The sequence below is a fragment of the Klebsiella sp. JN_Kp126 genome, assembly GCF_033843325.1.
GTDB classification, from domain to species: domain Bacteria; phylum Pseudomonadota; class Gammaproteobacteria; order Enterobacterales; family Enterobacteriaceae; genus Klebsiella; species Klebsiella michiganensis.
Genome location: NZ_JAWXQV010000093.1, coordinates 79,427 through 98,691 on the forward strand (window position 1 = coordinate 79,427; position 19,265 = coordinate 98,691).

At 55.9% G+C, this 19,265-nt stretch carries 19 protein-coding genes; 15 read left to right on the forward strand and 4 right to left on the reverse strand.

What is annotated here, in order from left to right; genetic code table 11:
• Window positions 1-176 precede the first annotated feature (176 nt).
• The 9 genes from udp (at window position 177) to tatD (ending at window position 8,083) form a co-directional block, all read left to right on the forward strand.
• On the forward strand, window positions 177-938 hold the full coding sequence (gene udp, locus SIK97_RS26025; protein ID WP_004097583.1) for a uridine phosphorylase: 762 nt from the start codon (window positions 177-179) through the stop codon (window positions 936-938).
• A 138-nt stretch (window positions 939-1,076) separates the two neighbouring features.
• On the forward strand, window positions 1,077-2,525 hold the full coding sequence (gene rmuC, locus SIK97_RS26030) for a DNA recombination protein RmuC (RefSeq protein WP_032747382.1): 1,449 nt from the start codon (window positions 1,077-1,079) through the stop codon (window positions 2,523-2,525).
• 70 nt (window positions 2,526-2,595) lie between these two features.
• The gene (gene ubiE, locus SIK97_RS26035) at window positions 2,596-3,351 is read left to right on the forward strand and encodes a bifunctional demethylmenaquinone methyltransferase/2-methoxy-6-polyprenyl-1,4-benzoquinol methylase UbiE (RefSeq protein ID WP_004097585.1); all 756 of its coding nucleotides are present in this window, start codon (window positions 2,596-2,598) and stop codon (window positions 3,349-3,351) included.
• A gap of 13 nt (window positions 3,352-3,364) precedes the next feature.
• Window positions 3,365-3,970, forward strand: coding sequence for a ubiquinone biosynthesis protein UbiJ (gene ubiJ, locus SIK97_RS26040; RefSeq protein ID WP_032747384.1), 606 nt, complete (start codon window positions 3,365-3,367; stop codon window positions 3,968-3,970).
• Complete coding sequence (gene ubiB / locus SIK97_RS26045; RefSeq protein WP_025108392.1) at window positions 3,967-5,607, forward strand: ubiquinone biosynthesis regulatory protein kinase UbiB; 1,641 nt, start codon at window positions 3,967-3,969, stop codon at window positions 5,605-5,607. Before ubiJ ends, ubiB begins: the two co-directional genes overlap by 4 nt.
• A 77-nt stretch (window positions 5,608-5,684) precedes the next feature.
• Window positions 5,685-5,939 carry a Sec-independent protein translocase subunit TatA gene (gene tatA, locus SIK97_RS26050; RefSeq protein WP_025108391.1) on the forward strand — a complete coding sequence of 85 codons (255 nt, stop codon included), beginning with the start codon at window positions 5,685-5,687 and terminating at the stop codon, window positions 5,937-5,939.
• Between the two features lie 3 nt (window positions 5,940-5,942).
• The gene (tatB, locus tag SIK97_RS26055; RefSeq protein WP_014227481.1) at window positions 5,943-6,482 is read left to right on the forward strand and encodes a Sec-independent protein translocase protein TatB; all 540 of its coding nucleotides are present in this window, start codon (window positions 5,943-5,945) and stop codon (window positions 6,480-6,482) included.
• Window positions 6,483-6,484: 2 nt separating this feature from the next.
• Window positions 6,485-7,258: a Sec-independent protein translocase subunit TatC gene (tatC, locus tag SIK97_RS26060; RefSeq protein ID WP_032747388.1), complete on the forward strand. Its 774-nt coding sequence runs from the start codon at window positions 6,485-6,487 to the stop codon at window positions 7,256-7,258.
• Window positions 7,259-7,288: 30 nt separating this feature from the next.
• On the forward strand, window positions 7,289-8,083 hold the full coding sequence (gene tatD, locus SIK97_RS26065) for a 3'-5' ssDNA/RNA exonuclease TatD (protein ID WP_162934418.1): 795 nt from the start codon (window positions 7,289-7,291) through the stop codon (window positions 8,081-8,083).
• Between the two features lie 6 nt (window positions 8,084-8,089).
• Here tatD and rfaH read toward each other — a convergent pair whose 3' ends face one another.
• A complete protein-coding gene (gene rfaH, locus SIK97_RS26070; protein WP_004097595.1) occupies window positions 8,090-8,578 on the reverse strand; it encodes a transcription/translation regulatory transformer protein RfaH in 489 nt (162 codons plus the stop codon).
• Window positions 8,579-8,755: 177 nt separating this feature from the next.
• Here rfaH and ubiD point away from each other — a divergent pair, with 177 nt between their 5' ends.
• Complete coding sequence (gene ubiD / locus SIK97_RS26075) at window positions 8,756-10,225, forward strand: 4-hydroxy-3-polyprenylbenzoate decarboxylase (protein WP_014227483.1); 1,470 nt, start codon at window positions 8,756-8,758, stop codon at window positions 10,223-10,225.
• A 54-nt stretch (window positions 10,226-10,279) separates the two neighbouring features.
• Window positions 10,280-10,981, forward strand: coding sequence for an NAD(P)H-flavin reductase (gene fre / locus SIK97_RS26080; protein WP_014227484.1), 702 nt, complete (start codon window positions 10,280-10,282; stop codon window positions 10,979-10,981).
• A gap of 44 nt (window positions 10,982-11,025) precedes the next feature.
• Here fre and SIK97_RS26085 read toward each other — a convergent pair whose 3' ends face one another.
• The 3 genes from SIK97_RS26085 to fadB form a co-directional block, all read right to left on the reverse strand.
• The gene (locus SIK97_RS26085; RefSeq protein ID WP_025108389.1) at window positions 11,026-11,337 is read right to left on the reverse strand and encodes a hypothetical protein; all 312 of its coding nucleotides are present in this window, start codon (window positions 11,335-11,337) and stop codon (window positions 11,026-11,028) included.
• Between the two features lie 240 nt (window positions 11,338-11,577).
• A complete protein-coding gene (gene fadA / locus SIK97_RS26090; protein ID WP_004097616.1) occupies window positions 11,578-12,741 on the reverse strand; it encodes an acetyl-CoA C-acyltransferase FadA in 1,164 nt (387 codons plus the stop codon).
• Window positions 12,742-12,750: 9 nt separating this feature from the next.
• On the reverse strand, window positions 12,751-14,940 hold the full coding sequence (gene fadB, locus SIK97_RS26095) for a fatty acid oxidation complex subunit alpha FadB (RefSeq protein WP_042944072.1): 2,190 nt from the start codon (window positions 14,938-14,940) through the stop codon (window positions 12,751-12,753).
• Between the two features lie 191 nt (window positions 14,941-15,131).
• Here fadB and pepQ point away from each other — a divergent pair, with 191 nt between their 5' ends.
• From pepQ to hemG, 4 genes are read left to right on the forward strand one after another with little or no spacing between them, the layout of a single operon-like run.
• The gene (gene pepQ / locus SIK97_RS26100) at window positions 15,132-16,463 is read left to right on the forward strand and encodes a Xaa-Pro dipeptidase (RefSeq protein ID WP_057173982.1); all 1,332 of its coding nucleotides are present in this window, start codon (window positions 15,132-15,134) and stop codon (window positions 16,461-16,463) included.
• Window positions 16,463-17,077: an IMPACT family protein gene (locus tag SIK97_RS26105; RefSeq protein ID WP_014227487.1), complete on the forward strand. Its 615-nt coding sequence runs from the start codon at window positions 16,463-16,465 to the stop codon at window positions 17,075-17,077. The genes pepQ and SIK97_RS26105 overlap by 1 nt, the downstream gene beginning before the upstream one ends.
• A gap of 41 nt (window positions 17,078-17,118) precedes the next feature.
• Window positions 17,119-18,570: a Trk system potassium transporter TrkH gene (gene trkH / locus SIK97_RS26110; RefSeq protein WP_004097624.1), complete on the forward strand. Its 1,452-nt coding sequence runs from the start codon at window positions 17,119-17,121 to the stop codon at window positions 18,568-18,570.
• An 11-nt stretch (window positions 18,571-18,581) separates the two neighbouring features.
• Window positions 18,582-19,115: a menaquinone-dependent protoporphyrinogen IX dehydrogenase gene (hemG, locus tag SIK97_RS26115; RefSeq protein ID WP_025108385.1), complete on the forward strand. Its 534-nt coding sequence runs from the start codon at window positions 18,582-18,584 to the stop codon at window positions 19,113-19,115.
• The last annotated feature ends 150 nt before the right edge of the window (window positions 19,116-19,265 follow it).

The window sequence follows — 19,265 nt, forward strand, 5'->3', positions numbered from 1 at the left end:
ATCTTTTGTTCAGGCTTCTGCGATTTAGCTTGTTAATGTGATGTATATCACTCTTTTATGGAAAGTTATTGCAATGAATTTCATTCATGGTGATTGTGGTCACAAAATTGAGCCGACAGCTTCTGTAAAGTACCGTTTTGCTTCTGCTGATAATTCGACCCACAGAGGAGTTTTTTATGTCCAAGTCTGATGTTTTTCATCTCGGCCTCACCAAAAACGATTTACAAGGGGCTACGCTGGCTATCGTCCCTGGCGATCCGGAGCGTGTGGAAAAGATCGCCGCGCTGATGGATAAGCCGGTTAAGCTGGCATCTCACCGTGAATTCACCACCTGGCGCGCTGAGTTGGATGGTAAAGCAGTGATTGTCTGCTCTACCGGTATCGGCGGCCCATCGACCTCTATCGCCGTGGAAGAGTTGGCCCAGCTGGGCATCCGTACCTTCCTGCGCATCGGCACCACCGGCGCCATTCAGCCGCATATTAATGTCGGCGACGTTCTGGTGACGACCGCGTCCGTCCGTCTGGACGGCGCAAGCCTGCACTTTGCGCCAATGGAGTTCCCGGCGGTGGCTGACTTTGAATGTACTACCGCGCTGGTTGAAGCGGCTAAGTCTATCGGCGCGACCACCCATATCGGTGTCACCGCCTCTTCCGACACCTTCTATCCGGGCCAGGAACGTTACGATACCTTCTCCGGCCGCGTTGTTAGCCGCTTTAAAGGCTCGATGGAAGAGTGGCAGGCGATGGGCGTGATGAACTATGAAATGGAATCCGCCACGCTGCTGACGATGTGCGCCAGCCAGGGCCTGCGCGCCGGGATGGTTGCCGGAGTTATCGTCAACCGTACCCAGCAGGAAATTCCGAACGCGGAAACCATGAAGCAAACCGAAAGCCACGCGGTGAAAATTGTCGTGGAAGCGGCGCGCCGCCTGCTGTAGTTACCCTTTCTTCTGCCAGGGGTCGGACTCTCCGGCCCTTCTTTTTTGCGTAGCGCCTCGCAGGAAAACCCTTTCAAACTGGACGTTTGTACAGCACAATTCTATTTTGTGCCGTAAGTCGTTGCCGCAGGGGGCGTTGTGGATATCTCAATTATTATTAGTGCCGTTGTGGCGCTGGCCGTCGGGCTGATTGTCGGCTGGCTGGCGACCAAAGCGCACGCCGATCAAATTCGCGCCGATCTTATCGATGAGCGGCGCGAGCTGGATATTGAGCTGAGCGCGGCCCGCCAACGTCTGGTGCAGGAGTCACACTGGCGAGAAGAGTGTGAACTGCTCAATAACGAACTGCGCAGCCTGCGCGATATCAACGCCTCGCTGGAAGCCGATCTTCGCGAAGTGACCACCCGACTTGAAGCCACTCAGCTGCATGCGGAAGACAAAATTCGCCAGATGGTGAACAGCGAGCAGCGTCTTAGCGAACAGTTTGAGAATCTGGCAAATCGCATTTTTGAGCACAGCAACCGGCGGGTGGATGAGCAGAATCGCCAGAGCCTGCACGGCCTGCTGACGCCGCTTCGCGAACAGCTGGATGGCTTTCGTCGGCAGGTGCAGGATAGCTTTGGCCAGGAAGCGCGGGAGCGCCATACTCTGGCCCATGAAATCCGCAATCTTCAGCAGCTGAATGCGCAAATGGCCCAGGAGGCGCTAAACCTGACGCGCGCGCTCAAAGGCGATAACAAAACCCAGGGCAACTGGGGCGAGGTGGTGTTGACCCGCGTGCTGGAAGCGTCCGGACTGCGGGAAGGATATGAATATCAGACCCAGGTCAGCATCGAAACGGACAACCGCGCGCGGATGCAGCCCGATGTGATTGTCCGTTTACCGCAGGGGAAAGACGTGGTGATCGATGCCAAGATGACCCTGGTGGCCTATGAGCGCTATTTCAACGCCGAAGATGATTACACCCGTGAAGCGGCGCTGCAGGAGCATATCGCTTCGGTACGCAACCATATGCGCCTGCTGGGGCGTAAAGACTACCAGCAGCTGCCGGGGCTGCGTTCGCTCGACTATGTTCTGATGTTTATCCCGGTGGAGCCCGCCTTCCTGCTGGCTATCGATCGTCAGCCAGAACTCATTAGCGAAGCGCTGAAGAACAACATCATGCTGGTGAGCCCAACCACGCTGCTGGTGGCGCTGCGGACTATCGCCAATCTCTGGCGCTATGAGCATCAGAGCCGTAACGCGCAGAAAATTGCCGAAAGAGCGGGGCGGCTGTATGACAAGATGCGCCTGTTTGTCGATGATATGTCCGCCATCGGACAGGGCCTGGATAAAGCTCAGGATAACTACCGCCAGGCGATGAAAAAGCTCGCCTCCGGACGAGGTAACCTGCTGGTACAGGCGGAATCATTCCGTGAGCTGGGCGTGGAGGTTAAGCGTGAGATTAATCCTGAGTTAGTTGAACAGGCGACGGCCCAGGATGAAGAATACCGCCTTGCGCAGGGGGGTAACCCGCCGGAAGATAACGATATTTCATCCGATCCTACGGCTACTGCCATGTTTGGGGGCGGCTCCCGGCCACGTTGAAGCGTATGGGAAGTGCGCTAAACCTGTTACACTCAACGAACATTTTCTTGATAAGCAAGCAGGCATTGAGATGGTTGAGGATTCACAAGAAACGACGCATTTTGGCTTTCAGACTGTCGCCAAAGAGCAGAAAGCTGACATGGTGGCGCATGTATTTCATTCTGTGGCCGCAAAATATGACGTAATGAACGACCTGATGTCGTTCGGTATTCATCGTTTGTGGAAGCGTTTCACCATCGACTGCAGCGGCGTCCGCCGCGGGCAAACCGTATTGGATCTGGCTGGTGGTACCGGCGATCTGACGGCGAAATTCTCTCGCCTGGTGGGTGAAACCGGCCGCGTGATGCTGGCGGACATCAACGACTCTATGCTGAAAATGGGCCGCGAAAAGCTGCGTAACATTGGTATTGTCGGCAACGTGGAATACGTCCAGGCAAACGCTGAAGCGCTGCCTTTTGCAGACAACACCTTTGATTGCATTACGATTTCTTTCGGTCTGCGTAACGTGACCGACAAAGAAAAAGCGCTGCGCTCAATGTATCGCGTATTAAAGCCGGGCGGCCGCCTGCTGGTGCTGGAATTCTCAAAACCGATTATTGAGCCGCTCAGTAAAGCCTACGACGCCTATTCCTTCCATATCCTGCCGCGCGTGGGTGAGCTGGTTGCTAAAGATGCCGAAAGCTATCGTTATCTTGCTGAATCTATTCGAATGCATCCCGATCAGGACACGCTGAAAGGCATGATGCAGGACGCAGGGTTTGAAAGCGTCGACTACTACAACCTGACGGCAGGTATCGTTGCGCTACACCGCGGATATAAGTTCTGACAGGAGGGACGCTATGCCTTTCAAACCACTGGTTACCGCCGGTCTTGAGACGGTCCTTAACACCTTCCTCTGGCGCGATCGGGCGCTGAAACCCGCGCGCCAGCGCCTGCTGGGGAAAGTGCTGCGCATCGAGCTGCAAGAGCTTTCCGATCCTGTGGTGCTGGTTTTTAGCGAACATCAGCTGGACGTGCTGGGCGCGTGGGAAGGTGAGGCTGATTGCACTGTACGTACCCGCCTTAGCGTGCTTCCGCAATTGCGCAATCGCCAGCAGCTTACCGCGCTGATTCGTAGCGGCGATCTTGAAGTGCAGGGCGACCTGCAGGTGGTGCAAAATACCGTCACGCTGTGCGATCTGGCAGAGTTCGATCCGGCTGAACTGCTCGCCCCGTATACCGGTGATGTGGTTGCGGAAGGCTTTAGTAAAGTATTCCGCGGCGGCGCTCGCTTTCTTCTGCATGGCGCTCAACGCCAGCAGCGCTATGTCGCGGAAGCGATTACCGAAGAGTGGCGCCTGGCGCCGGGGCCGCTGGAGCTGGCCTGGTTTGCAGAGGAAACCGCTGCGGTAGAACGAACCCTGGCCGCGCTGGAAAAACGGCTGGACACGCTGGAGGGCAAATGACGCCAGGAGAATTACGGCGCCTGTATTTTATCGTCCACACCTTTTTGAGCTACGGGCTTGATGAGCTCATTCCCAAAATGCGTATCACGCTGCCGCTGCGAATCTGGCGGCGGATGCTGTTCTGGATGCCCAACCGCCATAAAGATCGTCCTCTTGGCGAGCGACTGCGCCTCGCATTACAAGAACTGGGGCCGGTGTGGATCAAGTTTGGCCAGATGCTCTCGACCCGTCGCGACCTGTTTCCGCCGCACATTGCCGATCAGCTGGCCATGCTGCAGGATCGCGTCGCGCCCTTTGACGGTCTGCAGGCCAAAAAGCAGATTGAGCAAGCCATGGGCGGCCTGCCGGTAGAAGCCTGGTTTGATGACTTCTCTGTTGAACCGCTCGCTTCCGCTTCTATTGCCCAGGTGCATACCGCGCGTCTGAAAGAGAACGGTAAAGAGGTGGTCATTAAGGTGATCCGCCCGGATATCGTGCCGGTTATCAAAGCGGATATGAAGCTCATCTACCGTCTTGCCCGCTGGGTGCCGCGTCTGTTACCGGACGGCCGTCGCCTTCGCCCGCAGGAAGTGGTTCGCGAATATGAAAAAACGCTGCTGGATGAGCTCAACCTGCTGCGTGAATCGGCTAACGCTATCCAGCTTCGCCGCAACTTCGACGAGAGCCCAATGCTTTATGTCCCGGAAGTTTATTCGGACTACTGTAGCGAAGGCATGATGGTGATGGAGCGGATTTACGGGATCCCGGTGTCCGACGTCGCCGCGCTGGAAGCGCAGGGGACTAACATGAAGCTGCTGGCCGAGCGTGGCGTGCAGGTCTTCTTTACGCAGGTTTTCCGCGACAGCTTCTTCCATGCCGACATGCATCCGGGCAATATTTTTGTCAGTCGTCATCATCCGGAAGATCCGCAGTACATTGGTATTGACTGCGGTATTGTCGGTTCGCTGAACAAAGAGGATAAGCGCTATCTGGCGGAGAACTTCATTGCCTTCTTCAACCGCGATTATCGCAAAGTTGCGGAGCTGCACGTTGATTCCGGCTGGGTTCCCGCGGATACCAACGTTGAAGAGTTCGAGTTTGCTATTCGTACCGTCTGCGAGCCTATCTTTGAAAAACCGCTGGCGGAAATCTCGTTTGGCCACGTGTTGTTGAACCTGTTTAATACGGCGCGACGTTTCAATATGGAAGTGCAGCCGCAGCTGGTTCTGCTGCAGAAGACATTACTTTACGTAGAAGGTGTAGGTCGCCAGCTCTATCCTCAGTTAGACTTGTGGAAAACGGCGAAACCGTTCCTTGAATCGTGGATCAAAGATCAGGTGGGCATTCCGGCTCTGGTGCGGGCGTTTAAAGAAAAAGCGCCGTTCTGGATCGAAAGAATGCCGGAAATACCGGAGCTGGTTTACCAGAGCCTGCAGCAAAGCAAGCAGCTGCAGAATAGCGTCGATACCATCGTGCGCGACATCCAGGTGCGGCACGTGCGCCAGGGTCAGTCCCGCTATTTGTTCGGTATAGGCGCGGTTTTATTACTGAGTGGTACGCTGCTATTCATTCATCGTCCCGAGTGGGGCATGATGCCAGGCTGGCTGATGGCCGCTGGGGTCGTAACCTGGCTTATCGGCTGGCGAAAGACGAACTGACGGCGGCCGCCTTTATCACTGCGCATAATGTGTATAATGCGTCCTAATAATTCATCATCTGTCATAGGGGAATGTGTATGGGTGGTATCAGTATTTGGCAGTTACTCATTGTTGTCGTCATCGTGGTTCTGCTTTTTGGGACAAAAAAGCTGAGCTCGCTCGGTTCAGATTTAGGGGCGTCGATCAAAGGCTTTAAAAAGGCCATGAGCGACGAAGAGAAACCGGAAAAATCCTCCGCGCCGGATGCAGATTTCGCGGCGAAGACCCTTGCTGATAAGCCGGATGATGCAAAGAAAGACGAGACTAAACGCCACGACAAAGAGCAGGTATAATTCGTGTTCGATATCGGTTTTAGTGAGCTGCTGCTGGTATTCGTGATTGGCCTCATCGTTCTGGGGCCACAGCGACTACCGGTAGCGGTAAAGACGGTGGTGAGCTGGATCCGCACGCTGCGGTCGCTTGCGGCTACCGTACAAAATGAAATTACCCAGGAATTAAAACTGCAGGAGTTTCAGGAAAGCCTTAAAAAGGTGGAAAAGGCCAGCCTGGACAACCTGACGCCCGAGCTAAAAGCTTCAATGGATGAACTGCGTGAAGCGGCTGAATCTATGAAGCGATCCTACTCCGCCCACGATCCTGAAAAAGCCAGCGACGAAGCCAATACCATTCACAACCCGGTCGTAAAAGGGAGTGAAGAGCAGCGCAAGGACGTGACGCCAGCGACGGCTGAACATCAGGCCAGTGCGCCAGAGCATGCGCCTGACTCCGTGTCTGAAGAACTCCCCGCTTCGCAGAGTGAAATCCCGGCAGCGAAAGTGAAAGCTGCCGTGTCGGCTTCCGATTCCTCCTCCCCTGTACCGAGTGATAAACAGTAAAAATGGGCGTAGACGATACTCAACCGCTAATTACGCATCTGATTGAGCTGCGCAAGCGCTTGATCAACAGCATTCTTGCGATTCTGGTGATTTTCCTGGCGTTAGTCTATTTCGCCAACGATATCTATCAGCTGGTTTCCGCGCCGCTGATTCGGCAGATGCCGGTCGGTGCGACCATGATTGCCACGGATGTGGCCTCGCCTTTCTTCACGCCGATCAAGCTGACCTTTATGGTATCGATAATTTTGTCGGTCCCGGTCATTTTGTATCAGGTCTGGGCCTTTGTGGCGCCAGCGCTGTATAAGCATGAACGTCGGCTGGTTATGCCGCTGCTGGTCTCCAGTACGCTGCTGTTCTATATCGGCATGGCCTTTGCCTACTTCGTCGTTTTCCCGCTGGCGTTTGGTTTTCTGACCCATGCGGCGCCGGAAGGTGTACAGGTCTCTACCGATATTCGCAGCTACCTCGACTTTGTGATGGCGCTGTTTATCGCCTTTGGCGTCTCATTCGAGGTTCCGGTGGCCATCGTGCTGCTGTGCTGGATGGGCGTCACCACGCCGGAAGATCTGCGTAAGAAACGCCCCTATGTACTGGTTGGCGCCTTTGTCATCGGGATGCTGCTGACCCCGCCGGACGTGTTCTCGCAAACCCTGCTGGCAATTCCGATGTACTGTCTGTTTGAGGTTGGAGTCTTCTTCGCGCGGTTCTATACCGGTAAACGCCTGACGCGTGATGAGGATGCCGCTGCCGAAGAGGCGCAGGGCAAAGAAGAATAACGTTCAACCGCCCGCCAGGGCGGTTGCCGTATGGGAGCGATGATGTTTGATATCGGCGTAAATCTGACCAGTTCGCAGTTTTCCCGCGATCGCGACGAGGTGGTTTCCCGGGCCCGGGCGGCGGGCGTCAGCGGGATGCTATTGACGGGAACCAACCTGCATGAAAGCGCGCAGGCGCAGCAGCTGGCGCGCCGTTATTCCGGGTGCTGGTCAACGGCCGGCGTTCATCCCCACGACAGTCGCAGCTGGACGGACTCGGCGGCGGCAGCGGTCTATGCGCTGGCTCGCGAGCCGGAAGTCGTTGCGGTGGGTGAGTGCGGGCTGGATTTCAACCGCAATTTTTCGACGCCTCAGGAGCAAGAAGCGGCGTTTAGCGCTCAGCTGGCGCTGGCCGCGGAGCTGTCGATGCCGGTATTTCTGCACTGCCGCGATGCGCACGAGCGCTTCCTGGCCCTGCTGGTGCCCTGGCTTGATAAGCTCCCGGGGGCCGTTGTGCATTGTTTTACCGGTAGCCGCGAAGAGATGCGCGAATGCGTGGAGCACGGTTTATTTATTGGTATCACCGGCTGGGTATGCGATGAGCGTCGGGGGCTGGAGCTGCGAGAGCTGCTGGTCGATATTCCGGCAGAGCGCCTGCTGATTGAGACCGATGCGCCGTACCTGTTGCCGCGAGATATGCTGCCAAAACCCGCTTCTCGCCGCAATGAGCCCGCCTACCTGCCGCATATTCTGACCCGCATCGCGCAATGGCGTGGGGAGGAGGCGCAATGGCTGGAAGACGTGACTGATGCTAACGTCAGAAGGCTTTTTGGCGTGGGTTTTTAAGCGCCGTCAGATTTTATAAAAGTCAGTATTTTTAACGCTCTGGAGCACCTGCTTGTTAAGCAGATTCAGCAGCAGCATCGAGCGGGCTTCGCCGTCCGGTTCGGTAAAAATAGCCTGCAGACCCTCAAAAGCGCCATCGGTAATCAGCACGCTGTCGCCTTCGTGCGGCGTTTCAGGATCGGTGATACCTTCCGGTTTGTAGATGGAAAGCTGATGAATGACGGCAGATGGCACGATAGCGGGCAGCGCGCCGAAACGCACAAAACTGTTCACACCGCGCGTGGCGCTGATGGTAGTGGTATGAATCACTTCCGGGTCGAACTCGATAAACAGATAATTTGGGAACAGGGGCTCGCTGACCGTCGTGCGTTTACCGCGGACGATTTTTTCCAGCTCGATCGTTGGCATCAGGCAATTGACGGCCTGCCGTTCAAGGTGTTCCTGGGCTCGTTCAAGCTGCCCACGTTTGCAATAAAGTAAGTACCAGGCTTGCATAATGACTCTTTCCAATGCTACTAGCTGCAAGCATAACAAAAGCCCGGTACGATCGCGAAATCATTGCGGGTGAAAACTAAATTTCAGCGTTCTTTCACGCTAATTTAACAAAAATACAGCATAGCTCCGGCGAACGCCGTATAATCACCCGCCTGTATAGAGGTCAATAACAACTCCATGAAATACCACGATCTACGCGAATTTCTGACATTACTGGAGCAGCAGGGGGAATTGAAACGGATCTCCCTGCCGGTCGATCCTCACCTGGAAATCACCGAAATTGCTGACCGCACTTTGCGAGCTGGCGGTCCGGCGCTGCTATTCGAAAATCCCAAGGGCTACGCCATGCCGGTACTGTGTAATCTTTTCGGCACGCCGCGGCGAGTCGCGCTGGGGATGGGGCAGGAGGATGTCAGTTCTCTGCGGGAAGTGGGTAAGCTTCTGGCATTCCTGAAAGAGCCGGAACCCCCAAAAGGCTTCCGCGATCTGTTTGATAAGCTGCCGCAGTTCAAACAGGTGCTGAATATGCCGACTAAGCGTCTGCGCGGAGCGCCGTGCCAGCAAAAAATCATTCAGGGTGATGAAGTTGATTTGACCCGTATCCCGATCATGACCTGCTGGCCGGAAGATGCCGCGCCGCTGATCACCTGGGGTCTGACGGTGACCCGCGGCCCGCATAAAGAGCGGCAGAATCTGGGCATTTATCGCCAGCAGCTGATTGGCAAGAACAAGCTGATTATGCGCTGGCTATCGCATCGCGGCGGCGCGCTGGACTTCCAGGAGTGGTGCGCGGCGCGTCCTGGCGAGCGTTTCCCGGTCTCCGTCGCGCTGGGCGCCGATCCGGCAACCATTCTCGGGGCGGTGACTCCGGTTCCGGATACCCTTTCCGAATACGCTTTTGCCGGGCTACTGCGCGGCACCAAAACCGAAGTCGTGAAGTGCATCTCTAACGATCTTGAGGTGCCCGCCAGCGCGGAGATCGTGCTGGAAGGGTATATTGAAGCCGGAGAAATGGCTCCGGAAGGCCCCTATGGCGACCATACTGGCTACTACAATGAAGTGGATAACTTCCCGGTCTTTACCGTTACCCACATTACTCAGCGTGAAGATGCCATCTATCACTCGACCTATACCGGGCGTCCGCCGGATGAGCCGGCGGTACTGGGCGTTGCGCTGAACGAAGTGTTCGTCCCCATTCTGCAAAAGCAGTTTCCTGAAATCGTGGATTTCTATTTGCCGCCTGAAGGCTGTTCCTATCGCCTGGCGGTCGTCACGATGAAGAAGCAGTACGCCGGTCACGCGAAACGCGTCATGATGGGCGTCTGGTCGTTCCTCCGCCAGTTCATGTATACCAAGTTCGTTATTGTCTGCGATGACGATGTCAACGCGCGCGACTGGAATGATGTGATTTGGGCGATTACTACCCGTATGGACCCGGCGCGTGATACGGTACTGGTAGAAAATACGCCAATTGATTATCTGGATTTTGCCTCACCGGTTTCCGGTTTGGGTTCAAAAATGGGGCTGGATGCCACAAATAAATGGCCTGGAGAGACCCAGCGCGAGTGGGGTCGTCCGATCAAGAAAGATCCTGAGGTGACGGCGCGCGTCGACGCCATCTGGGATGAACTGGCTATCTTCAAATAACAGTAAGCGGGGCTACGCCGCTGTTTTGCACAATAGACCCGACAGAGGGGACGCATGACAACCTTAAGCTGTAAAGTGACCTCGGTGGAGGCGATTACCGATACTGTGTATCGCGTTCGATTAGTGCCGGAAGCGGCGTTTTCCTTCCGTGCCGGTCAGTATCTGATGGTCGTGATGGACGAACGCGATAAGCGCCCATTCTCGATGGCCTCCACGCCGTCGGAACAGGAGTTTATCGAACTGCATATCGGTGCATCTGAACTGAACCTGTATGCGATGGCAGTGATGGATCGGATCCTGAAAGAGCGTCAAATCGAGGTCGATATGCCGCATGGCGAAGCCTGGCTGCGCGATGACGAAGAACGCCCGCTGATTTTAATCGCCGGGGGAACGGGCTTCTCTTACGTGCGTTCGATTCTGCTCACCGCGCTGGCGCGCAATCCGAATCGCGATATCGCCATCTACTGGGGCGGGCGCGAAGCGAAACATCTCTATGACCTGGCCGAGCTCGAAGCGTTAAGCCTGCAGCATCCGGGCCTGCGCGTCGAACCCGTTGTTGAGCAGCCTGACGCCGAGTGGCGTGGCCGTACCGGAACCGTACTCACGGCGGTTCTGCAGGATTACGGTACGCTGGGCGAGCATGATATCTATATCGCTGGCCGCTTCGAGATGGCGAAAATTGCCCGCGACCTGTTCTGCAACGAGCGCGGCGCGCGCGAAGATCGCCTGTTTGGCGATGCCTTTGCGTTTATCTGATAGCCGCTCTGCCGGCATCCGGGCTTTTGGCCCGGATGCTGTTGTTACCGGGCATCGCTGAAGTAAACGTACAGCGGTCGCTCGTTTTCCAGCAAACAGAGCATTTTCCCTACCGGGTTCCCTTCTTTTTCCAGCGTGGCGGCTAGCTGCGTCGCGATATGCTGGCTGCCTATCTTCTCATCATAGCGTTCGGTAGTGATATCGGTGACGGTCAGATCCTTGAACCGCTCGCTTTGCGGATCCTGCGCCATTTTACCGATCCCCCATGAGAGGCAGGCCTGAGCGTTATCCTGTTCGCTGGCGAGCGCTGCGGCAGGGAACGTCGTTAGCAAAAAAATGATGGGGATTATTTTCATGACTCTTCATTATCCTTAATGAGCGTGACGTATCCGGTGATAATAACCGAATAGCGGAAATAAAAAACCCGCCCCTGACAGGCGGGAAGAACGGCAACTAAACCCTCTCTCTTCGCCATTGTCACCATAACTGCGTTGGCTGCATTCATTCACCCGAATCACTTACTATATGTAAGCTCATCGGGATTCATTCACTTGCCGCCTTGTTCTGGCACCAATGGCTTTGAGATGACTCTTTGATTAAACCCGCTCGAATACCGTCGCGATACCCTGACCTAAACCAATACACATCGTCGCCAGGCCGAACTGCGCGTCTTTGCGCTCCATCTGGTTGATCAATGTGGTGCTAATGCGTGCGCCGGAACAGCCGAGCGGATGACCCAGGGCGATCGCGCCGCCGTTGAGGTTGATCTTCTCGTCGATCTGTTCCATCAGTCCCAGATCTTTAATGCACGGCAGGATCTGCGCGGCAAAAGCTTCGTTCATTTCGAACACATCGATATCGCTGGTGGAGAGCCCGGCTTTTTTCAGCGCCAGTTTTGACGCGGGAACCGGACCATAGCCCATTATTGACGGGTCGCAGCCGACGACAGCCATCGAACGCACGCGAGCGCGGGGCTTCAGGCCCAGCTCGCGGGCGCGGCTTTCGCTCATTAACAGCATGGCTGCGGCGCCATCGGAGAGGGCGGATGAGGTTCCCGCCGTCACGGTTCCGGTTACCGGATCGAAAGCGGGTCTAAGCGCGGCCAGCGCTTCAACCGTTGTCTCCGGGCGAATCACTTCGTCGTAGCTGTAAGACTTCAGCACGCCGTCGGCGTCGTGACCGCCGGTTGGGACAATTTCCGCTTTGAATGCGCCGGATTGCGTCGCAGCCCAGGCGCGGGCGTGGGAGCGAGCCGCAAACTGGTCCTGCATCTCGCGGCTGATGCCGTGCAGGCGCGCCAGCATTTCTGCCGTCAGCCCCATCATTCCGGCGGCTTTGGCGACGTTACGGCTCAGGCCCGGATGGAAATCTACGCCGTGGCTCATCGGGACGTGGCCCATATGCTCTACGCCGCCAATCAGGCATACGCTGGCGTCGCCGGTCATGATCATGCGTGCCGCGTCGTGAAGCGCCTGCATGGAGGAACCGCACAGCCGATTGACCGTAGTGGCGGGTACCGAATGCGGGATTTCCGCCAGCAGCGCCGCGTTGCGGGCAATATTGAAACCCTGTTCCAGAGTCTGCTGAACGCAGCCCCAGTAAATATCGTCAATCGTGCTGGCTTCAAGGGATGGGTTGCGTGAAAGCAGGCTACGCATCAGGTGCGCGGAGAGGTCTTCCGCGCGCACGTGGCGAAAGGCGCCGCCCTTTGAACGGCCCATCGGGGTACGAACTGCATCGACAATGACAACCTGTTCCATTGTGACTCCTTAAGCCTTTTTCAGGTCGCCTGGCGCACGGGCAGGCTCAACCGGTGGATAGTACGGTTCGTTATGACGCGCTTTGCTGCGCAATCCTTCCGGCACGTCGTATAGCGGGCCGAGATGCTGATACTGCTGGGCCATATCGAGATATTTTGCGCTACCGAGCGTATCCAGCCAGCGGAACGCGCCGCCGTGGAACGGAGGGAAGCCCAGGCCATAAACCAGCGCCATATCGGCTTCTGCCGGGGTGGCGATAATGCCCTCTTCGAGACAGCGCACCACTTCGTTGACCATGGGGATCATCATGCGGGCGATAATCTCTTCATCGCTGAAATCACGCTTCGGCTGGCTGACTTCCGCCAGCAGGCTATCGACTGCGGTATCCTCTTCCTTCTTCGGCTTACCTTTACTGTCTTCTTTGTAGCGCCAGAAGCCGAGGCCATTTTTCTGGCCGAAACGGTTAGCGTCGAACAGCGCATCGATCGCATCGCGATAATCTTTCTGCATCCGCTGCGGGAAGCCCGCCGCCATGACCGCCTGCGCGTGATGCGCGGTATCAATGCCAACGACGTCCAGCAGATAGGCCGGGCCCATCGGCCAGCCAAACTGCTTCTCCATCACTTTATCGACTTTGCGGAAGTCCGCGCCGTCGCGCAGCAGCTGGCTGAAACCGGCGAAGTAGGGGAACAGCACGCGGTTAACAAAGAAACCGGGGCAGTCGTTGACCACAATCGGCGTTTTGCCCATTTTGCTGGCCCAGGCGACCACTTTCGCAATGGTTTCGTCCGAGCTTTTCTCGCCGCGAACGATCTCGACCAGCGGCATCCGGTGCACCGGGTTAAAGAAGTGCATACCGCAGAAGTTTTCCGGGCGCTTCAGTACGCTGGCCAACTCGCTGATGGGAATGGTGGAGGTATTCGAAGCCAGCACGGTATCCGGGCGGACTTTGTCTTCCGTTTCCGCCAGCACCGCTTTTTTCACTTTCGGATTCTCAACAACGGCTTCGACCACGACGTCCACGCGTTCAAAGCCGGCGTAATCCAGGGTTGGCTGAATAGTAGAAATGACGCCAGCCATCTTAAGACCGTCGATTTTGCCGCGCTCAAGCTGTTTATTCAGCAGCTTGGCCGCTTCGGTCATGCCCAGCGTCAGCGATTTGTCGTTGATATCTTTCATGACGACCGGCACGCCTTTCCAGGCTGACTGGTATGCAATGCCTCCGCCCATAATTCCCGCGCCCAGCACGGCCGCGTGTTTTGGCGTGTCGATATCTTTCGTCAGCTTCTTCGCTTTTGCTTTGACGTACTGATCGTTAAGGAAGATACCTACCAGCGCACGCGCCTCGTTGGTATGCGCCAGCGGGACGAAACTTTTATTTTCCAGATCCAGCGCTTCTTCGCGACCAAAGCGGGCGGCGGCTTCGATGGTTTTAACGGCGGTAATCGGGGCCGGGTAGTGCTTCCCGGCGGTTTGCGCCACCATGCCTTTGGCGATGGTAAAACTCATCGCGGCTTCAATTTTACTCAGATGCAGCGGCTCCAGCTTCGGCTGGCGCTTCGCCTTCCAGTCCAGGTCGCCTTTAATAGCCTGACGAAGAATCGCGACCGCGCCATCGATCAGTTTTTCATGCTTAACCACGCCATCGACGAGGCCGATTTTTAAGGCCTGTTCGGCGCCAACGTCTTTACCGGCGGCAATGATTTCCAGCGCGCTGTCCGCGCCAAGCATCCGCGGCATCCGCACCGAGCCGCCAAAGCCCGGCATGATGCCCAGCTTCGTTTCCGGCAGACCAATGCGCAGATCCGGCGTCGCCAGGCGATAATCGGTCGCCAGCACGCATTCGCAGCCGCCGCCCAACGCATAGCCGTTGACGGCGGAGATGGTCGGAACCGGCAAATCTTCCAGGCGATTAAATACGCTATTAGCGAAATGCAGCCACTGGCTGAGCTGTTCTTCGGGAACCAGGAACAGAGAAAGAAATTCGGTGATATCCGCGCCGACAATAAAAGCGGCTTTCTCGGAGCGTAGCAGCAGCCCTTGCAGATCTTTTTGTTTTTCGAGTACGTCCAGCGCTTCACCGAGGCTGGCTACGGTTGCGGTATCGAGCTTGTTGACCGAGCCGGGGGCATCAAATACCAGTTCGGCAATGCCGTCTTCCCGCCAGTCGAGGTACAGGGTGTCGCCTTTGTAGAGCATGTCAGTCTCCTGAATCCAGCAATATGATCTGGTCGTACCAGATGAGACGGAGTGTGGATTTTATGTTAAGAAATTGCAAATAAGACTTTAAATAAATGCTGGTCGGATCACACCCGGTAGAGATCACCCCGTTTGAGGTCATTGTGCTAAGATGCGAAGCATCACGATCTCATAAAATCAAAGGATAAATGATGGAATCCCTTGCCGGTCTCTATAAAAATCATATCGTTACCTTACAAGAACGCACCCGCGATGTTCTGGCCCGCTTTAAGCTGGATGCCCTGCTGATCCACTCCGGTGAACTGGTCAACGTCTTCCTTGACGATCATCCGTATCCGTTCAAGGTCAATCCCCAGTTCAAAGCCTGGGTGCCGGTTACGCAGGTCCCTAACTGCTGGCTGCTGGTGGACGGCGTCAACAAACCCAAACTGTGGTTCTATCTGCCGGTCGACTACTGGCATAACGTGGAACCGCTGCCGACCTCATTCTGGACCGAAGAGGTGGATGTGATTGCCCTGCCGAAAGCGGATGGTATCGGCAGCCAGCTGCCCGCCGCGCGCGGCAATATTGCCTATATCGGGCCGGTGCCGGAACGTGCGTTGGGGTTAGATATCGCGGCGGATAAAATCAACCCGAAAGGGGCGATCGATTATCTGCACTACTATCGTTCTTATAAAACTGACTATGAGCTGGCCTGCATGCGCGAAGCGCAGAAGTCAGCGGTTAACGGTCATCAGGCCGCTCATGAAGCGTTCCTCTCCGGGATGAGCGAGCTTGATATCAACCAGGCCTATCTGACCGCGACCGGCCATCGCGACACCGATGTACCGTACAGCAACATTGTGGCGCTGAACGAACATGCCTCCGTGCTGCATTATACGAAGCTGGATCATCGCGCGCCGGCGGAATTGCGCAGCTTCCTGCTGGATGCGGGCGCGGAATATAACGGCTATGCGGCGGATCTGACGCGTACCTGGGCGGCGCATGGCGATAGTGACTATGCTCAACTGATTAAAGACGTTAATGAGGAACAGCTGGCGCTGATTAGCACCATGAAGGCGGGCGTGAGCTACGTGGATTATCATGTCCAGTTCCATCAGCGTATTGCCAAACTGCTGCGCAAACATCAGATAGTCAAAGATATGAGCGAAGAAGCGATGGTGGAAAACGACCTGACCGGACCGTTTATGCCGCACGGCATTGGTCATCCTTTGGGTCTGCAGGTTCATGATGTCGCGGGTTTTATGCAGGATGATTCGGGTACCCATCTGGCCGCGCCGGCAAAATATCCTTACCTGCGCTGCACGCGCGTACTGCAGCCGCGGATGGTATTGACGATTGAACCGGGCATCTACTTTATTGAATCGCTGCTGGCGCCGTGGCGCGAAGGGCAGTTCAGCAAACACTTCAACTGGCAGAAAATTGAAGCGCTGAAACCGTTTGGCGGTATTCGTATTGAAGACAACGTCGTGATCCACGAAAACAGTATTGAAAACATGACGCGCGATCTGAAACTGGCGTAATGGAAAGCTGGTTGATACCGGCCGCGCCGGCCACCTTTGTGGAAGAGATCAAAAAGAGCCGCTTTATCACGCTGTTGGCGCACACCGACGGCGTAGCGGCGGCAAAGGCGTTTGTCGAGTCAGTCAGGGCGGATCACCCGGATGCCCGTCACCACTGCGTGGCGTGGGTCGCCGGGCCTCCGAATGACTCGCAGCAGCTGGGGTTTTCCGACGATGGCGAACCGGCGGGGACGGCGGGTAAACCGATGCTGGCGCAGCTGATGGGTAGCGGCGTCGGCGAGATAACCGCTGTCGTCGTGCGCTACTACGGTGGTATTCTGCTGGGCACCGGCGGCCTGGTCAAAGCGTACGGCGGCGGCGTGCACCAGGCGCTTGCGCTGCTGACAACACAGCGCAAGACGCCGCTGACCGCGTATACTTTGCAGTGTGAATACGGGCAGTTGGCCGGGATTGAAACGCTGTTGGCTCAGTTCTCAGGGAAAATTGTCGAAAGCGAATATCAAGCGTCTGTTCAGCTGCGCGTGGCGCTTCCTCAGGCTGAAGTGGCGCTATTTTCAGCAAAACTGGCTGATTTTAGTCGCGGTTCGTTGCAATTACTGAAGATTGACGAATAATCCCCACCTGATTTTTTTGCATATCAAAGGAAGCGCCAGAGATGCATTTTCGCGCGATAACCCGAATCGTTGGACTGCTGGTCATTTTGTTTTCGGGGACAATGATCCTCCCGGGATTAATAGCCCTGATATATCGCGATGGTGCGGGGCGGGCGTTTACCCAGACCTTTTTCGTTGCCCTGGCGATCGGTTCGCTGCTGTGGTGGCCCAACCGTCGTGAGAAGGGGGAACTGAAATCCCGCGAAGGGTTTCTCATCGTCGTGCTGTTCTGGACGGTGCTCGGAAGCGTCGGTTCGCTGCCCTTTATCTTCTCTGAACAGCCCAACCTGAGCATTACGGATGCCTTCTTTGAATCCTTCTCGGGTCTGACAACGACCGGGGCAACCACGCTGGTTGGGTTAGATTCGTTACCCCACGCCATTCTTTTCTATCGTCAGATGCTGCAATGGTTTGGCGGGATGGGGATCATCGTGCTGGCGGTAGCGATACTGCCGATACTGGGCGTCGGGGGGATGCAGCTGTATCGGGCGGAAATGCCCGGGCCGCTGAAAGATAACAAGATGCGGCCGCGCATTGCTGAGACGGCGAAAACGCTGTGGCTTATCTATGTCTTACTGACGGTGGCCTGTGCGCTGGCGCTGTGGTTTGCCGGCATGCCGGCGTTCGACGCCATCGGGCACAGCTTCTCGACGATTGCGATTGGCGGATTCTCCACCCATGACGCCAGCGTGGGCTACTTTAATAGCCCAACGATTAACTCCATTATTGCGATTTTCTTGCTGATATCGGGCTGTAACTACGGCCTGCACTTTTCATTACTCAGCGGGCGTAGCCTGAAAGTGTACTGGCGCGATCCCGAATTCCGCATGTTCATCGGCGTGCAGCTCACGCTGGTGGTGGTATGTACCCTGGTGCTGTGGCTGCATGACGTCTACAGTTCGGCGCTCATGACGGTGAATCAGGCGTTCTTTCAGGTTGTATCGATGGCGACAACGGCGGGCTTCACGACCGACAGCATTGCGCGCTGGCCGCTATTTTTACCGGTCCTCCTCCTCTGTTCGGCTTTTATCGGCGGCTGTGCCGGGTCGACTGGCGGTGGTTTGAAGGTTATCCGTATTCTTCTGCTTTTCAAGCAGGGTAACCGTGAGCTTAAACGGCTGGTACATCCTAACGCGGTATACAGTATTAAACTGGGGAACCGCGCGCTGCCGGAACGTATCCTGGAAGCCGTCTGGGGATTCTTCTCCGCCTATGCGCTGGTGTTTATCATTAGTATGCTGGCGATTATCGCCACCGGCGTGGATGATTTCTCGGCCTTTGCTTCGGTCGTTGCGACGCTGAATAACCTTGGCCCTGGGCTGGGCGTGGTGGCGGATAACTTTGCGACGATGAACCCTGTCGCAAAATGGATCTTGATTGCTAATATGCTGTTTGGTCGTCTGGAAGTGTTCACCTTGCTGGTGCTATTTACTCCGACTTTCTGGCGCGAATAACAGGAGTGCCTGTGAAAACTTTGATTCTCTTTTCTACCCGCGACGGACAGACGCGTGAAATCGCCTCCTATCTGGCATCTGAATTAAAAGAGCAGGGGATTGATGCGGACACGATCGATCTCAACCGCACCAATGAAGTGGAGTGGCCCTTATACGATCGTGTCGTCATCGGCGCATCAATCCGCTATGGTCATTTTCATCCCGCCTTAGAACGGTTTGTAAAAACGCATCTTCAGTCGCTGCAGGCGCTACCGGGCGCCTTTTTCTCGGTCAACCTCGTCGCGCGTAAGCCAGAAAAACGAACGCCGCAGACCAACAGCTACACCCGCAAGTTTCTGCTTAACTCGCCGTGGCAGCCGCAGCACTGCGCGGTGTTTGCCGGCGCGCTCCGCTATCCACGCTATCGTTGGTACGATCGGTTTATGATTCGCCTTATTATGAAGATGACCGGCGGCGAAACGGATGTCACTAAAGAAGTGGTGTATACCGACTGGCAGCAGGTGGGCAGATTTGCGCGGGAAATTGCGCAAATGACCAGCAAATAGCGCGTTAAATCACCCTGGTGATGGAAAGTTGAGCGAACGAAAAGTTTTTTGAAATTTCCCCTTGTCACTTCGGAATTACTCCCTATAATGCGCTCCCACTGACACGGAACAACGGCTTACAGCCCGCCGGGTCAGCGGGATTCAGCGATG

Coding starts and splice junctions, on each gene's coding strand:
- udp (WP_004097583.1), top strand. CDS start 177: ATGTCCAAGTCTGATGTTTTTCATCTCGGCCTCACCAAAAACGATTTA.
- ubiE (WP_004097585.1), top strand. CDS start 2,596: ATGGTTGAGGATTCACAAGAAACGACGCATTTTGGCTTTCAGACTGTC.
- ubiJ (WP_032747384.1), top strand. CDS start 3,365: ATGCCTTTCAAACCACTGGTTACCGCCGGTCTTGAGACGGTCCTTAAC.
- ubiB (WP_025108392.1), top strand. CDS start 3,967: ATGACGCCAGGAGAATTACGGCGCCTGTATTTTATCGTCCACACCTTT.
- tatA (WP_025108391.1), top strand. CDS start 5,685: ATGGGTGGTATCAGTATTTGGCAGTTACTCATTGTTGTCGTCATCGTG.
- tatC (WP_032747388.1), top strand. CDS start 6,485: ATGGGCGTAGACGATACTCAACCGCTAATTACGCATCTGATTGAGCTG.
- tatD (WP_162934418.1), top strand. CDS start 7,289: ATGGGAGCGATGATGTTTGATATCGGCGTAAATCTGACCAGTTCGCAG.
- rfaH (WP_004097595.1), bottom strand. CDS start 8,578: ATGCAAGCCTGGTACTTACTTTATTGCAAACGTGGGCAGCTTGAACGA.
- ubiD (WP_014227483.1), top strand. CDS start 8,756: ATGAAATACCACGATCTACGCGAATTTCTGACATTACTGGAGCAGCAG.
- fre (WP_014227484.1), top strand. CDS start 10,280: ATGACAACCTTAAGCTGTAAAGTGACCTCGGTGGAGGCGATTACCGAT.
- SIK97_RS26085 (WP_025108389.1), bottom strand. CDS start 11,337: ATGAAAATAATCCCCATCATTTTTTTGCTAACGACGTTCCCTGCCGCA.
- fadA (WP_004097616.1), bottom strand. CDS start 12,741: ATGGAACAGGTTGTCATTGTCGATGCAGTTCGTACCCCGATGGGCCGT.
- fadB (WP_042944072.1), bottom strand. CDS start 14,940: ATGCTCTACAAAGGCGACACCCTGTACCTCGACTGGCGGGAAGACGGC.
- pepQ (WP_057173982.1), top strand. CDS start 15,132: ATGGAATCCCTTGCCGGTCTCTATAAAAATCATATCGTTACCTTACAA.
- SIK97_RS26105 (WP_014227487.1), top strand. CDS start 16,463: ATGGAAAGCTGGTTGATACCGGCCGCGCCGGCCACCTTTGTGGAAGAG.
- trkH (WP_004097624.1), top strand. CDS start 17,119: ATGCATTTTCGCGCGATAACCCGAATCGTTGGACTGCTGGTCATTTTG.